The sequence below is a fragment of the Arthrobacter sp. A5 genome, from assembly GCF_051131705.1.
Lineage (GTDB): Bacteria > Actinomycetota > Actinomycetes > Actinomycetales > Micrococcaceae > Arthrobacter_M.
The window spans coordinates 3,278,015-3,293,303 of sequence record NZ_CP180316.1 but is presented as its reverse complement, the minus strand read 5'-3'; the positions used below and the strand labels follow the sequence as shown (position 1 = coordinate 3,293,303).

13 protein-coding genes are annotated in these 15,289 nt (G+C 63.6%); 10 read left to right on the top strand and 3 right to left on the bottom strand.

Annotated features, from left to right (window positions below; all coding sequences use genetic code 11):
- The first annotated feature begins 234 nt into the window (after nt 1–234).
- The 6 genes from ACLLJI_RS15470 (at nt 235) to ACLLJI_RS15445 (ending at nt 6,141) form a co-directional block, all read left to right on the top strand.
- Nucleotides 235–1,314, top strand: coding sequence for an ABC transporter ATP-binding protein (locus ACLLJI_RS15470; protein ID WP_434621584.1), 1,080 nt, complete (start codon nt 235–237; stop codon nt 1,312–1,314).
- The gene (locus ACLLJI_RS15465; RefSeq protein WP_434613999.1) at nt 1,314–2,006 is read left to right on the top strand and encodes an ABC transporter permease; all 693 of its coding nucleotides are present in this window, start codon (nt 1,314–1,316) and stop codon (nt 2,004–2,006) included. The genes ACLLJI_RS15470 and ACLLJI_RS15465 overlap by 1 nt, the downstream gene beginning before the upstream one ends.
- Complete coding sequence (locus tag ACLLJI_RS15460; RefSeq protein ID WP_434613996.1) at nt 2,003–2,773, top strand: ABC transporter permease; 771 nt, start codon at nt 2,003–2,005, stop codon at nt 2,771–2,773. The genes ACLLJI_RS15465 and ACLLJI_RS15460 overlap by 4 nt, the downstream gene beginning before the upstream one ends.
- Nucleotides 2,770–3,723, top strand: a complete 954-nt coding sequence (locus ACLLJI_RS15455; RefSeq protein ID WP_283559881.1) for an ABC transporter substrate-binding protein — start codon at nt 2,770–2,772, stop codon at nt 3,721–3,723. The genes ACLLJI_RS15460 and ACLLJI_RS15455 overlap by 4 nt, the downstream gene beginning before the upstream one ends.
- A 252-nt stretch (nt 3,724–3,975) precedes the next feature.
- Nucleotides 3,976–5,193, top strand: a complete 1,218-nt coding sequence (locus ACLLJI_RS15450) for a pyridoxal phosphate-dependent aminotransferase (protein ID WP_434613992.1) — start codon at nt 3,976–3,978, stop codon at nt 5,191–5,193.
- An 81-nt stretch (nt 5,194–5,274) separates the two neighbouring features.
- On the top strand, nt 5,275–6,141 hold the full coding sequence (locus tag ACLLJI_RS15445; protein ID WP_434613989.1) for a PPK2 family polyphosphate kinase: 867 nt from the start codon (nt 5,275–5,277) through the stop codon (nt 6,139–6,141).
- Nucleotides 6,142–6,323: 182 nt separating this feature from the next.
- On the opposite strand, the gene ACLLJI_RS15440 is transcribed toward ACLLJI_RS15445, so the two are convergent.
- Nucleotides 6,324–6,626, bottom strand: a complete 303-nt coding sequence (locus tag ACLLJI_RS15440; RefSeq protein ID WP_434621581.1) for an exodeoxyribonuclease VII small subunit — start codon at nt 6,624–6,626, stop codon at nt 6,324–6,326.
- A gap of 74 nt (nt 6,627–6,700) precedes the next feature.
- Nucleotides 6,701–7,945, bottom strand: coding sequence for an exodeoxyribonuclease VII large subunit (gene xseA / locus ACLLJI_RS15435; RefSeq protein WP_434621578.1), 1,245 nt, complete (start codon nt 7,943–7,945; stop codon nt 6,701–6,703).
- 258 nt (nt 7,946–8,203) lie between these two features.
- On the opposite strand from xseA, the gene ACLLJI_RS15430 reads away from it, so the two are divergent.
- Nucleotides 8,204–9,040, top strand: a complete 837-nt coding sequence (locus ACLLJI_RS15430) for a hypothetical protein (protein ID WP_434613986.1) — start codon at nt 8,204–8,206, stop codon at nt 9,038–9,040.
- A gap of 138 nt (nt 9,041–9,178) precedes the next feature.
- Entirely contained in the window at nt 9,179–10,264 is a 1,086-nt protein-coding gene (locus tag ACLLJI_RS15425) for a 4-hydroxy-3-methylbut-2-enyl diphosphate reductase (RefSeq protein ID WP_434613983.1), read from the top strand.
- 111 nt (nt 10,265–10,375) lie between these two features.
- On the opposite strand, the gene ACLLJI_RS15420 is transcribed toward ACLLJI_RS15425, so the two are convergent.
- The gene (locus ACLLJI_RS15420) at nt 10,376–11,605 is read right to left on the bottom strand and encodes a DNA recombination protein RmuC (RefSeq protein WP_434613980.1); all 1,230 of its coding nucleotides are present in this window, start codon (nt 11,603–11,605) and stop codon (nt 10,376–10,378) included.
- A gap of 176 nt (nt 11,606–11,781) precedes the next feature.
- On the opposite strand from ACLLJI_RS15420, the gene ychF reads away from it, so the two are divergent.
- Both ychF and ACLLJI_RS15410 read left to right on the top strand, forming a co-directional pair.
- Entirely contained in the window at nt 11,782–12,867 is a 1,086-nt protein-coding gene (gene ychF / locus ACLLJI_RS15415) for a redox-regulated ATPase YchF (protein ID WP_434613977.1), read from the top strand.
- 569 nt (nt 12,868–13,436) lie between these two features.
- Nucleotides 13,437–15,224, top strand: coding sequence for an ABC transporter family substrate-binding protein (locus ACLLJI_RS15410; protein ID WP_434613974.1), 1,788 nt, complete (start codon nt 13,437–13,439; stop codon nt 15,222–15,224).
- The last annotated feature ends 65 nt before the right edge of the window (nt 15,225–15,289 follow it).

The following is a 15,289-nucleotide window of genomic DNA, read 5'->3' as shown; positions in this document are numbered from 1 at the left end:
TACTAGGCTGGTTCTGTAAGACCGGCTGCGTTTTTGTCCGGAAAGCATGCCGGTAGGCTTTACAGCGGAAATCACCCTGCTTATGATCATCTGGCACGGGTATTGATCTTGATCGCGATGGCCGCCAACAGTGAGGAAACCACGATGGCAGTACCAGACGCCCGGACATCTGTGCCCGAATCCGCGGCGCGGCCCGGCAGCATTCCCGCAGTCAACGGATCCGGGGTGCAGCCGATGATCGAGTTCTCCCGGATCACCAAACGCTATCTGGATAACCAGCCCGCGGTCGAAAACCTGACCATGGCAATCGACAAGGGCGCCATCACGGTGTTCGTGGGGCCGTCCGGCTGCGGCAAAACAACCTCGCTGCGGATGATCAACCGGATGGTTGAACCGACCAGCGGGACCATCACCGTGGACGGCAAGGACGTATCTGCGGTGCCCGCGGCCGCCCTCCGCCGGTCTATGGGCTACGTCATGCAGTCTGCGGGTCTGCTCCCGCACCGCACCGTGACGGACAATGTGGCCACCGTGCTGCGGCTGAACCGGGTGCCGCGCGCGCAGGCTCGGCGCCGGGCCGAGGAGCTGCTCGACGTCGTCGGGCTCTCCGCCGGCATGGGCAGACGCTACCCCAGCCAGCTCTCCGGCGGCCAGCAACAGCGCGTCGGCGTGGCTCGGGCGCTGGCTGCGGACCCGCCTGTGCTCCTGATGGACGAGCCGTTCAGCGCCGTCGATCCGGTAGTCCGCGCCGAACTGCAGCAGGAGCTGCTGCGGCTGCAGCGCGACCTGGCCAAAACGATTGTTTTTGTCACGCATGACATTGACGAGGCCACGGTGCTGGGGGACAAGGTCGCCGTCTTCGCCACCGGGGGAAGGCTGGCCCAGTACGCCGCTGCAGAGGAAATTCTGCGGGCGCCGGTGGATGATTTTGTCGCCAACTTCGTCGGCCGCGACCGCGGCTTCCGGCACCTGGCTTTTTCCGGCGCGGATTCCGTGCAGATCCATCCCGTCCCCACCGTCGGGCCGGCGCAGCTGGTGGCCGGGTTCACGGCAGCGTCGTGGACGCTCGCCGTTGATGACGCCGACCGGCCGCTGGGCTGGCTCTCCCCGGTGGCAGGCCCCGATTTGGTGCCCGGCGGTTCGCTGTTCCACGAGGGGGAGACGCTGCGCCGTGCCTTGGACGCCGTGCTGTCCTCGCCGGCCGGGCTCGGTGTGGCAGTGAACGACGGCGGCGTGGTCACCGGGGTGGTCAAGGCGCCGGAGGTGCTGGCGGCCATCGAAGCTGCGCGCAGTGCCCGCGAGGGCGGTGCCTGATGGCCTGGCTGGTCGCAAACTTCGGCCATGTGCTCTCGCTGGCCGGACTGCACCTGTACCAATCGGTGATTCCGCTGCTGATCAGCGTGCTGATTGCCATTCCGCTGGCCCAACTGGCGCGGATGAACAAGACGCTGAGGGGTTTCCTGCTCTTCGCCGGGTCGGTCCTGTACACGATTCCCTCGCTGGCGCTGTTTGTGATCCTGCCGGTCATTCTGGGAACCCGGATCTTGGACATGGCCAACGTCATCGTGGCGCTGGTGATTTACGCGGTGGCGCTGTTGCTGCGCTCGACGCTGGATGCGCTGAATTCGGTCGATGAGACCATCCGGCAGGCCGCCGTGGCGATGGGCTACAAACCGCTGATGCGGTTTTTGTCCGTGGACCTGCCGCTGTCCGTGCCGGTGCTTTTTGCCGGCCTGCGGGTGATTTCCGTCAGTAACATCTCGCTGGTCAGCGTGGGCGCCCTGCTCGGCATCGGGAGCCTGGGCTCGCTGTTCACCGACGGGCTGAAGCGTGACTTCGTGACGGAAATTGTCATTGGGATCATCGGGACGCTGCTGCTGGCGTTGCTGATGGACGCGGTTCTGGTGCTGCTGCAGCGGCTGCTCACTCCGTGGCTGCGGACCGCCGGCCCGCGCGCCAACGGCCCGCGCGCCAACGGCCCGCGCGCCAAGGCGGTAGCCTTATGAGCATCGGGACCGTGCTGGAGACCTATTCCTCGGACAATCCATTGGTCCAGGGCTATGAGTGGCTGATGAATCCGGCGCATTGGCAGGGGCAGGACGGCATCCCACTGCGCACGGTGGGGCACTTGGGTTATACCTGTCTGACGCTCGCCATCGCCGTCGCAATAGCTGCGCCCATCGGACTGTATGTCGGGCACACGGGCCGGGGACGCGTCGTCGTTATTGCCCTTGCGGGAGTGCTGCGCGCCCTGCCGACGCTGGGTGTGCTGACGCTGTTCGTGTTGCTGGCCGGGCTGGGGCTGATGCCGCCGATCTGGGCGCTGGTCCTGTTGGCCGTGCCGCCGATCCTGGCCGGCACGTATGCGGGGATCTCCGCCGTGAGCACGGACACTGTGGATGCCGCCCGGAGCATGGGAATGACCGAGGTGCAGATCCTGTTCCGGGTGGAAGTGCCCAACGGGCTCCCGGTGATACTCGGGGGATTCCGGGCCGGTGTTCTGCAGGTGGTGGCGACCGTCGCGGTGGTCGCCTACATCAATCTGGGGGGTCTGGGGCGTTTCCTGATCGACGGGCTCTCCGTGAGCGACTACGGTCGCGTGCTGGGCGGGGCCGTGGTCATTGCGGTACTGGCGATCTGTCTGGACACCGTGCTCGCGGGTGTGCAGCGGCTGGCCGTATCACCTGGTTTGAAGGCCGTCCCGCAGCGGACGAGCGATTCATTGACTGGCCGTGAAATCATCACAGCCGGCGTACAAGGAGGAAATTCATGACGCATATTCAGCGCCGTATGATTGCACGCCGTGCTGTCTTTGGCCTAGCCGCCGGAATATCGGTGGCCTTGACCCTGAGCGCCTGCGGCGGCGGTGGCGGAAGCCCGCTCGGAAACGCCACCGCGACCGGTTCGGCCGACGCGGGCGGCGCCGTCATTGTCGGCAGCGCAGACTTTCCGGAGAACGCGACGATCGCGGAGATTTACGCCGGGGCGCTGACCGCGGCGGGAGTCACGGCGACCACCAAACTCAACATTGGTTCCCGCGAGATCTATTTTCCGGCCATCAAAGACGGCTCGATCGACATCATCCCCGATTACAGCGGCAATCTGCTGACCAAGGTGGATCCGACCAGCACCGCGACGGATCCGGACGCCATTGTGAAGGCGCTGCAGGCCAAGCTGGACAGCGGCCTGAGCGTGCTGGAGGCGTCCAAGGCCGAGGACAAGGACGCCATGGTGGTCACCAAGGTGACGGCGCAGAAGTACAACCTCAAGACGATTGAGGACATGGCGAAGGTCTGCGACAAGCTCACCGTGGGGGCGCCGCCGGAATTTGCCGAACGGGCCAACGGTCTGGCCGGCCTGAAAACCAAATACAACTGCGTTCCGGCGAAATTCGATCCGCTGCCCAGCGGACCGGTGACCGTGAAGGCGCTGACCAGTGATGACGTGCAGGTCGCGGACATCTTCACCACCACCCCGGACATCGTGGACCAGGACCTGGTGGTGCTCGAGGACCCCAAATCGAACTGGGCCGCCCAGCAGGTTCTGCCACTGATTAAAACGGACAAGGTCAGCGACACGGCCAAGACGGCGCTGAACAAGGTTTCGGGTCTATTGACCACCAATGATCTGATCGACCTGAACCGCCAGGTCAGCGGCGACCAGAAGATGGACCCCAAAGATGCGGCGGCTAAATGGCTCAAGGACAAGGGCATCACGAAGTAGCATCTCCCGCCTTAGAGGTCATTCCTGCGCCCGCTCCGGAGCCTGTTCCGGGGCGGGTGCTGGCGTTTTCCATCAGAGATTCCTGCAGTGATGACGGAGGAAATCCGGCGCGGAGCGGGAATTCAACGCGAACGGTAATCCCGCTGCCGTAGACGCCACACTGCGTGGGAGGGGCCAATTTCCCGGTATTGGACCGTGCGTCGCGGCCTGAAATGCGGCCCGCGACCAGGGCTCCTGTGCCATATTGGGTGAATGGCAGAATTCAGGCAGTCCACCAAACTCCACAATGTTCTCTACGACATCCGAGGACCGGTGCTCGAACACGCCCAGAAAATGGAGGCGGAGGGACAGCGCATCCTCAAGCTCAATATTGGGAACCCCGCGCCGTTCGGGTTTGAAGCGCCGGACGCCATTCTGGTGGACATCATCCGCCATCTGCCCCATGCTCAGGGTTACAGCGACTCGCGCGGCATCTTCTCGGCCCGCACCGCCGTCGTGCAGTATTACCAGACCCGTGGTATCAGCAACATTCATGTCGACGACGTCTACCTCGGCAACGGGGTCAGCGAACTGATCACGCTTTCCCTGATGGCGCTGCTCAACAACGGTGATGAAGTGCTGGTGCCGACGCCGGATTATCCGCTGTGGACTGCGTCGGTGAGCCTGGCTGGCGGCCGGCCGGTGCATTATCTATGCACCGAAGAAAACGAATGGTGGCCGGATCTGGCGGATCTGGAGGCCAAAATTACGCCCCGGACCAAGGGCATCGTCATCATCAACCCGAACAACCCCACCGGGTCGGTCTATCCCCGGTACGTCCTGACATCCATGGTGGAGCTGGCCCGTAAACACGGGCTGGTGATTTTCTCGGATGAGATCTACGAGAAAATCCTCTATGACGAGGCCACTCACATCAACACAGCGTCGATTACCGGTGACGATGTGCTGTGCATGACCTTCAGCGGGCTCTCCAAGGCCTATCGCATCTGCGGCTACCGATCCGGCTGGCTCGCGATCTCCGGTCCCAAGGTCGAAGCCGCGGATTATTTGGAGGGGATCAATTTGCTGGCGAATATGCGCATGTGCGCCAACGTCCCTGGTCAGCACGCCATCCAGACCGCGTTGGGCGGGCACCAAAGCATCACCGATCTGATCCTGCCGGGCGGTCGCCTCAAGGAGCAGCGCGATGTTGCGTACCGGATGCTCAACGCGATCCCGGGGGTCAGCGTGCAGCAGGCGCAGGGGGCGCTGTACCTGTTCCCGAGGCTGGATCCCGAGGTTTATCCGATTAAGGACGACGAGAAATTTGCCCTGGACCTGCTGACCGAACAAAAGATCCTCATCTCCCATGGCACCGCCTTCAATTGGATCCGCCCGGATCACTTCCGGCTGGTCACTCTGCCGAACGTCAAAGACCTTGAAGAGGCCGTGGGCCGCATCGGCGAATTCCTCAGCCACTACCGGCCCTAGCCCCCTCCCGGGTACGGTGGAACGATCTGATCCGGCGCAGGCCTGGAAATCGGCAGCTGCGCACCGAAGGGAAAGTGCACCATGGCCACGAAACATGTCGTAAGCAAAGTGGGATTCAACAAAAAACCAGCCAAACTGCTCAAGACCGGGCCCGGCTTCAAGCTGGCAGAGGCTCCCACGGACGCGTCACCCGGATTCACCGGGAACAAGAAGGACGGCCAGCTGATACTGGCGGCGCGGGCGCGGAAACTGACGGTGCTGCAGGAGCAGCTCTTTGCGCAGGGCCAGTACGGCGGCGCGAAATCCGTGCTGCTGGTGCTGCAGGCGATGGACACCGCGGGCAAAGGCGGGATTGTTTCCCATGTGGTGGGCTCCGTCGATCCCCAGGGCGTGCGGCTTAAGGCATTCAAGGCTCCGACGCCCGCGGAGAAGCGCCACGACTTCCTCTGGCGGATCGAGAAGGAAGTACCTGCCGCAGGGATGCTCGGCGTCTTCGACCGTTCGCACTATGAGGACGTGCTGATCCACCGGGTGCATAAATGGGCCACTCCGGACGAGCTCGACCGACGCTACGGTGCCATCAACGATTTTGAGGCCAAGCTGACGGCTGACGGAACGCGGATCATCAAAATCATGCTCAACATCAGCCCGGACACGCAGAAGGAGCGGCTCGCGGCGCGTCTGCAGGATCCCACCAAGTACTGGAAGTACCGGGTGGATGACCTCACCGAGCGGGCATTCTGGCCGCAGTACATGGAGGCCTATCAAGAGGTTATCAAGCGGACCAGCGCGGCCGTGTCCTGGTACGTGGTGCCGGCCGGGAAGAAGTGGTACGCCAGGCTTGCCGTGCAGGAAATCCTCCTGGCCGAGCTGGAGGGCATGGAACTGACCTGGCCGACTGGCGATTTTGATTTGGCCGAGGAGCGCCGCAAAGTCGCCGCGTCCTAAACGAAGGGCGACGGCGTCCCCAGCCGGGGACCGCCGCAAAGTATTTGCGTCCTGAACGGGAGTCGACGGCGTTCAAAGCCGGGGGCAGGCCAACGACGAGAGCGCGGTCGGTTGACGCAGTGCCGGACATCGAACACGACGAAAAGTGCCCAGGATGCTGGTGGTGCCGACGACGCCGGTCGTTACCTGCCGTCGTCGCCGTGCGCACTCCGAATGCCGGCGTCTGCCATGCTGGGGTCGGCGCGGCCCAGTGACCCCGCGGCGTCGCGGGCGAGCCGGGCTTTAGCGCCCTCAAGCCATTCCTCGCACCGCTTAGCCAGCGCCTCACCGCGTTCCCACAGGGCCAAGGATTCTTCCAGGCTGGCACCGCCGGCTTCGAGCTGGCTGACGACGCTGACGAGCTGCTCGCGTGCCTGTTCATAGCTCAATGCGGCCACCTCGGAATTCGGCTCTGGGGATGATCCATTGGTGATATCGGTAGTCATGATGATCCGTTCATCGGTGATGGCCGTATACGGCCGGCGGGTGGGGGAGGTCTGCTGAGCGGGATCAGCCCGCATCAGCCCGGTTCCGCGGCGGCGGCGAATTCACCGGCGGCGACGCGAATCCGTAGTGCGGCACCTGGGCTGACCTGCTCAGGCGCGCGAACCACCGAACCGTCCGTCAGTTGTACGACGGCGTAGCCGCGGTCCAGGGTCTTCTGCGGCGAGAGTGCCCGGACCTGGGCCCGAAGATGCAGGATGCTGTCCATATGCCGCGCCAGCGCAGTGTTCATGGCAGCACGGGACCGCAACTGGAGCCGGCTGATGTCCTCCGCGCGGACGATGACCATACCAGCAGGGTTGGCCAGGACCGGCCGGGTGCGGAGCTGGTGCAGGCGCTCCGATTCGCGTTCGATCAACGAACGGACTCTTCGATTAAGCCGTTCGCGGGCCTGCTGGACGCGGGTGCGCTCCTCGGCAACGTCCGGGACTATTCTCTTGGCGGCATCGGTGGGGGTGGATGCCCGAAGGTCCGCGATGTCGTCCAGCAGGGGGCGGTCCGCCTCATGGCCGATGGCGCTGACCACGGGAGTGCGGGCGGCCGCCACGGCGCGGATCAGGCTTTCATGACTGAACGGCAGCAGATCCTCCAGCGAGCCGCCGCCCCGGGCAATCACGATGATGTCAACGGCCGGATTGGCGTCGAGCTCGGCCAGCGCGGCGCTGACCTGGGTGACGGCGTTGACTCCCTGCACCGCCACCTCGCGGACTTCGAACTGGACGGCCGGCCAGCGAAGTGAAGTATTGCGCAGGACATCCTTCATGGCGTCCGAATTCCGGCCGGTGATCAGACCGATGCAGTGCGGCAGCAGTGGCAGCTTCTTCTTCCGTTCGGCTGCAAAGAGACCCTCGGACGCCAAGGCCTGACGGAGCTGCTCGATCCTCGCCAGTAAATCACCCAAGCCGACCGGACGAATATCACTGCTCTGCATGGACAGCCGACCCGTTTTGACCCAGAAATGCGGCCTCAGCTGGGCGACCACCCGAGCGCCCCGCTCCAACGGGCGTTCCATGGCGGCGATGACGGAGCCCCAAACCGTGACGCTGAACGAGACTTCCGCGTCGAGGTCCCGCAGCGTCACGTAACTGACGCTGGCCCGGCGGTTGAGTTCAATGATCTGCCCCTCGACCCAGGCGGACGGTGCCCGCTCGATATGCGCTTTGAGCTTTTCGGAGAGCAGATGCAGCGGCCAGGGATTTTCGGCGCTCGTCTCGCCCGCCGTTGCCGCTATCACCCGCTGCTGGGGCAGGGCGGGCTCCAGCTCCACGGGTTCGCGCCCTAAAGCTGGCGTCCTGCCGGCGCAGCTGCTGTCGGCGGACAGTGGATCCTCAGTCACAGGCCTTACCTCCACATTCACATTTCCACTCTAACCACATCATGGACCCGACCATCGACACATCCACAGCACCTCGATGTCGCCTCCACAGCGGCGCGGTCGGCTTCTCCGCCGTCGAAAAGCGGCCCTTTGCAGCAGCGGCAGATACAGTTATCGCCTGACAGGTCACTTCATGGGAGACAGATGCGTAGTTTTTTCGCGGCGATTATGGTGCTGCTGACCCTGGCACTGACGGCCGTGTCCGTTCCGGCCATCTGGGCTGACCGGAATGTCGTGCAGGAATCAGGCTTCGTCGCGATGGCCGCACCGCTGGGCTCCGATGCCAAGTTCCAGAAGGCGCTCGCTGATGCGACCGCGAAGACATTGTCCTCGCAGCTCAAGCTTGACTCCGGAGTGCTGGCGTTCGTTCAACCCATCATCGAATCGGCGACGCACGCCCTCAGCTCGGACCCGGGGTATCCGGCCGCGTGGACGGAGACCCTCCGCCGCAGTCATCGGCTCACCGTTGCGGCCACCCCGTCGGATGGGCAGCAGGTCAGCGGGCGGGACCGGTTGACACTGGATACTGCCCCGCTGCTGGGTCTGGTGGAGCTGAAGGTCGCGGCGGGACTCGGCAGCCAGGTGACTGCGCCGGAGCAGGTTCTGATCGAGGTTGGCCAACCGGAGCAGCGGTCGGCCATCGTCAAATTGGCCACATTCGCTCCCCTGGGGTACTGGCTGGCCGGTGGAGCGCTGCTGGCGCTGCTGCTCGCCCTGGTTATTGCGCGGCGGCGTTCCACGACCATCCTGCTCGCGGGGATCGGCCTGGCCGTGGTCGCTGGCCTATGGAAGCTGGCGATGGACCGCGTCGTGGAGACGGTACTGGCCAGCACCAGCGGCAATGACGTCGCGGAACTTTTCAAACAGCAGTTCGTCATGGCTTCCATCGCCAGCTTCGGCCAGTGGATCGGCATCGTGCTCGCCGGGGCCGGGGTGCTGGTCGTGGCCGGTGGCCTGGGACGCATTTTCTCGCGGCGCTGACCGGGCAGTGATGCAGCGCCAACGGTCGACGGCGATGCGGCGTTAAGGTCGACGGCGGCGCGGCGCTAACGGTCGATGACGGGACGAGGGTTTGGCCTCGCGGAGGGCTCGTTGTGGGCCACCACGTAGAATGGGAGCATGATCAGCACCGCCGTTTCTGTCCCGATGCCCATTGTTCCGCGCCGACGGCGAACGCCTTCAGACGTCGCGGCCGCCTCGCCGGTCGACGGTCCCAGGCGGGTTCTGCTTGCCGCCCCGCGGGGCTATTGTGCCGGCGTCGACAGGGCCGTCATAGCGGTGGAAAAAGCCCTGGAGCACTACGGGCCGCCAGTCTACGTGCGCAAGCAGATCGTGCACAACGTGCACGTAGTCAGCACCCTGGAGGCCAAGGGCGCCATTTTTGTGGACGAGAACGAGGAGGTTCCCGAGGGCGCACTGGTGGTCTTCTCCGCGCATGGTGTGTCGCCGGCCGTCGTCGCCTCCGCGGCCGACCGCGGGTTGCGCACCATTGATGCCACGTGCCCGCTGGTGACGAAAGTCCACCGGGAAGCGGTGCGCTTCGCCAAGGACGACTTTGACATCCTGCTGATCGGCCATGAAGGCCACGAAGAGGTCGAGGGCACCGCCGGTGAAGCACCCGAGCATATCCAGATCGTCAACGGCCCCCATGAGGTGGACAAAGTCCAGGTACGCGACCCGGAAAAGGTCATCTGGCTGTCCCAGACGACGTTGAGCGTGGACGAGACGATGGAAACAGTCCGGCTGCTCAAGGAACGTTTCCCCACGCTGCAGGATCCTCCCAGCGATGACATCTGTTACGCCACCACTAACCGCCAGGTGGCCATCAAAAACATTTCCCCCCGCGCCGATCTGGTGATCGTCGTCGGCTCGGCAAATTCCTCCAACTCGGTGCGGCTGGTGGAGGTTGCCTTGGAATACGGCGCCCTGGCCTCATACCGGGTGGACTTTGCCAACGAGGTGGACGAGCGCTGGTTCGAGGGCGTCGCCACGGTGGGTGTCACCAGCGGCGCATCGGTGCCCGAGATCCTCGTGCAGGACGTGCTGCGCCTGCTGGCTGACTATGGTTATGCGGACGTTGAGGAAATTGTGACGGCCGAAGAGGATCTGTTGTTCTCCCTGCCGAAGGAACTGCGCGCCACCCTGAAGGCCGCCGGCGACACCAGCCATGCCCTGGGGGGCAGAGGCACCCGCCCGTCGAACTAGGTAGCAGCACCCGCAGCCAACCGCGGTTTGAGTACAGGTGCTGCGGCCTGGTTGGGTTGACGGGGTTGAGGCACGACGGCGGCAGGGCCGGCTGACCCGAAGTTACGTGGGCTAACGGATGTCTGCCGTGAGTTCGGGGGCGCTGAGCGAGCGCGGTGAGACGTCAACCTGGGACGGCGCCGCCAGCGTGTCCGCATCCAGCGAGTTCAGTTTGCGGGCGGTGGGGAGCACGCGGGCCTCCAGCGTTCCCACCAGCGCGTTGTAGCGGTCCACTGAGGACTTGAGCGAAGAGCCGAGTTTCCCCACGTTGTCGCCAAGTGTGCCGAGACGGGTATAGAGGGAGCTGGAGAGCTCGAAAAGTTCCTTGGCGCTCTCGGTCAGTACATCCTGGCGCCAGCTGAAGGCCACGGCTTTGAGAATGGCGAGCAGGCTGATGGGGGAGGCCAGCACGACATTGCGGGTGATGGCATAGTCCAGCAGCGCCGGATCCGTCAGCAGGGCCGACGAAAGGATCGATTCGGCAGGCACGAAGCAGATGACCAGCTCCGGAGTGTTCGCCCCCGCTTCCCAGTACCTTTTTCCCGCCAGTGCATCCACGTGCGCCTTCAGTGCCTTGACATGGCGCAGGAGCAGTTCCTCGGAGTTGAGCGCTGCGCCGGCGGTGTCCGCCGCGGATCCGTGCGCACCGCTGGCGGGACCGGACAGCCCGGAGTTTTCGTGTGCCTGCAGGTACGCGGACAGCGGCACCTTTGCGTCCAGGACCAGTTCCTTATTACCCGGCAGCCGCACCACCATGTCCGGGCGGCTGATTCCGTCCGCGGTGGCCGTGTGGACCTGCTCGGTGAAGTCCACGTGCGCCAGCATGCCGGCGGCTTCCACTACTCGCCGCAACTGCACCTCGCCCCACTTTCCACGCGCGCTGTTGGACCTCAGCGCGGAGGCAAGTGACGTCGTGGTCAGCAGCAGCTGCGCATCCGCGTCCTTGGCATCCCGAAGCTGCTGGGCCAGCTGACCGTACTGTTCCACGCGGTCCCGCTCCAACAGCCCCACCTGCCGCTGCACCTCCGAGAGTTTCTCCGCCACCGGTCCCAAGGCGTTAAGCACGGAGGCGTCAGTGGCCTGGCGTTCACCCAACGCGCGGTTCGCCGTCCCCAGCAGCCTGCGCTCGGCGTCGGCACCCGCGAGCTCCGCGGTGACCTGCCCCAGCCGCGAGCTCACGCCGTCGAAATCCTCCTCCGACGCTGCCAGCCGCCGGCGGAAGTGCACAGCCGCGACGGCGGCTCCGACCATCAGGCCGATCAGAAGCATCAAAGCTGCCAGCAAAACCGCGAATCCATCCATGTAATTACCTTCGCACGCCGCACCGACAGTTTCACGAAAGCATCGATGTCGCACTTCGCGCCCATGCGCACCTCGCGCCCATGGCCGCCGGGCGGCATGGGCGCCAATTGCTTCATCTATGTGTCCGCGACGGCACTGGCGCCGTGACCAGGGCCCTGCCGGTAGGATTGCATACCGTGGCTCTTACTATTGGCATTGTCGGACTGCCCAACGTCGGCAAATCAACCCTATTCAACGCGCTGACGCGCAACAACGTGCTCGCGGCGAACTATCCGTTCGCGACGATCGAACCGAATGTCGGCGTCGTCAGCCTCCCGGACCCGCGGCTGGCAAAGCTCGCCGGGGTCTTCAGCTCAGCGCGGCTGCTGCCGGCCACGGTGTCCTTTGTGGACATCGCAGGGATCGTCAAGGGCGCCTCCGAGGGCGAGGGTCTGGGCAACAAATTCCTGGCCAACATCCGCGAAGCCGAGGCGATCGCCCAGGTGATCCGCGTTTTCGATGACCCCGACGTCGTGCATGTTGACGGCAAGGTTGATCCCCGCTCGGACATGGAAACCATCAACACAGAGCTGATTCTCGCTGATCTGCAGACCATCGAAAAAGCCATCCCGCGTATCGAGAAGGCCGTGAAGCTCAAACAGCGCGAGCCGGCGGAGCTCGCCGCCATTCAAAAGGCGCAGACCGTACTGGAACGCGGCGACACCATTTTCTCCTCGGTCGCCAGCGACAAGCTGGAGCCGGAATACCTGAGCGAGCTGAGCCTGTTGACGGCCAAGCCGTTCATCTACGTTTTCAACGTCGACGACGCGGTGCTGGGCAGCCCGGAACGCCAGGCGGAGCTGCGCGCCCTGGTTGCCCCCGCGGACGCGATTTTCCTGGACGCCAAGCTGGAAGCGGATCTGGTGGAACTGGACGAGGCCGAGGCCCGCGAAATGCTGGAGCTGAACGGGCAGGAGGAATCCGGGCTGGACCAGCTGGCCCGCGTCGGCTTCCACACGCTGGGCCTGCAGACCTATCTGACGGCCGGCCCCAAAGAGACGCGCGCCTGGACCATCCGTCGGGGTGACACGGCGCCGCAGGCCGCCGGGGTCATCCATACGGACTTTCAGCGTGGTTTCATCAAGGCCGAGGTGGTCAGCTTCGATGATCTGATGGCGGCGGGCACGATGGCGGAGGCCAAGTCCCGCGGCAAGGTCAGGATCGAAGGCAAAGAGTATGTGATGGCCGACGGCGACGTGGTGGAGTTCCGCTTTAACGTCTAGAATCGCCACATCGTCCAAGACCGCCGCATGACCAGACTGCAGCAAAATATTCTTTGGCGTAGCCGCAGGTTATCAAGGCTGCAAGCCCGGGACAATTTGGATGGGCAGCCCCGCTGATGACGCGGATGGTGCTCCGACAGATGGGGATTGGCGGCGCTGGTATGCTGCCAGTGTGGGGCAGGGGGATTTTCCCAACCTTGCTCACCCATGAGTCCTTGTTCCCCCATCAGTCTTGGCTCAGCCATGAGTCCTTATTCCTCCAGAAGTCACAGCATGAACTGTTCGTCGGCCCGGGTCAGCGGGCCTAAGAATGAATCGATAACTTCGGTGGGCTCCCGGTCCGGGAGCCCACCGTCCTGACCTCTTATTCCGTCCATTACCCGATCACGATGGCAGGATGCACTACATCTAGGTAACAACGCCACGGCGCTTCATCTTATGGGCCTGCCAAACGGAGAATCCGGTTTAGGCTTTCAGCAGGCGGCAGACGCGAGGTGTCTGCTCGGCACGAGGCTGCCCGGGGTGCACGCCAACCGATCGACGCGATAGCAGAATCACAAGGAGGAGAAATGCGTTTCGGACGTGTTTCTAAGGCCGTGGGGGCGGCAGCGGTAACCATGCTCGTGTTGAGTGGATGTACGGCCGCGCCAGGTCCGGTGACCACCAGCGCGAGTACCAGCGGCGCAGTGTCAGGCGGGACTGCTGTGGTCGCGGAAACGAATGCGTTTAACTCCTTCAACCCCAACACCGGTACCGGCAGTGCGGACATTAACTCCAAGATCGCCTATGCAACGCACACGGGATTTAACTACATAGACGACAAACTGAACATCGTTAAGAACGAAAAGTTCGGAAAATATGAGAAAATTTCCGACAATCCGCTGACGATCAGATACACCATTAATGACGGCGTTAAGTGGTCCGACGGAGCGCCCGTTGATGCCAATGACCTGATGCTGGCTTGGGCCGCCCAGTCCGGTTATTACAACGACGCGACGATGGACAAAGAGGGCAATGTCCTAGCGGGCAATCACTATTTCGAATTTGGCGGGGACACCGCCGGACTGGCCATGACTGAGTTGCCGGAGATCGGCGACAATGGGCGTTCCCTGACGCTCAAGTACACGAAACCATTTGCCGATTGGGAAGTCGTCTTCGGCTCGCCGGTGGACGTTCCCGCGCATGCGGTGGCGCAGAAGGCCGGGCTGAAGGACGCCGCCGCTCTGAGCAGCCTCCTGAAGACTGTGCCCAAGGGCAATCCGGACGAGCCGGTAACGCCCAACGCCGATCTGCGCAAGGTGGCCGAATACTGGAACACAGGTTTTGATACCAAAACGATGCCCACGGACACCTCGGTTTTCCTCTCCAACGGTCCGTACATCGTCACCGGCATCGTCCCCGACCAGTCGCTGACGCTCAGCCGGAACACCGACTATAAATGGGGACCCGCCGCGAGCCTGGACAGCATTATGGTGCGGTTCATTGCCGACGCGTCCGCGCAGGTCGCCGCCCTGAAGAACCAGGAAGCCGACATCATCGCGCCGCAGCCCGCCGCGGACAGCGCGGTCCAGCTGAAGGCCATGGCCGGTCAGGGCGTTTCCTTCAATCAGTTCGACCAGCTCTCCTATGATCATCTGGACCTTAACTTCACCGGTGTCTTTGCTGACCAGAACGTCCGTGAAGCGTTCCTCAAAACAGTCCCGCGGCAGGACCTGGTCAACAAAATCATCCAAAAACTGGATGCGGGGGCCAAGCCACTGGAGTCCCAGGTCTTCCTTCCGGCACAGCCAAAGTATGCGGATTCGATCAAGAACAACGGCTCGGCGGCATTCGTGGATGTTGACATCGAAGGGGCCAAAAGGCTACTCAACGGGGCCACGCCCACGGTGCGGATTATGTACAGCAAGGCCAACAGCAATCGGGCCGATGCGTTCACGCTGATTAAGGACTCGGCGGCCAAGGCAGGCTTCAACGTCGTCGACGGCGGCCTTGGGGCTGACTGGAACACTCATCTGGGGGACGGCAGCTACGACGCCGCCATCTTCGGCTGGAACAGTCCGGGAGTCGGAGTCAGCCAGATTCCGCAACTATTCCGCTCCGGCAGCGTCTCGAACTACAACAAGTTCTCCAACGCCGATGCAGACAAGCTGATGGATCAACTGATCGTCACCGATGACATGGGAAAACAGGCAGACCTGCTCATTCAGCTCGATAAGATCATTTGGTCCTCCGACTACGGGCTGCCATTGTTCCAGCCACCCGGGGTGGTGGCCTACAGCTCCGCCGTCACAGGGATCAAGCCGATGGCCGGCCAGACCGGTGTCTGGTGGAACTACTGGCAGTGGGCCCGTAAGTAGCGCACCCTGGCTCGGGCCAGCGCGGCGTCAGGAGGGGTTGCCACAACCGCGGATGCAACAGCAGG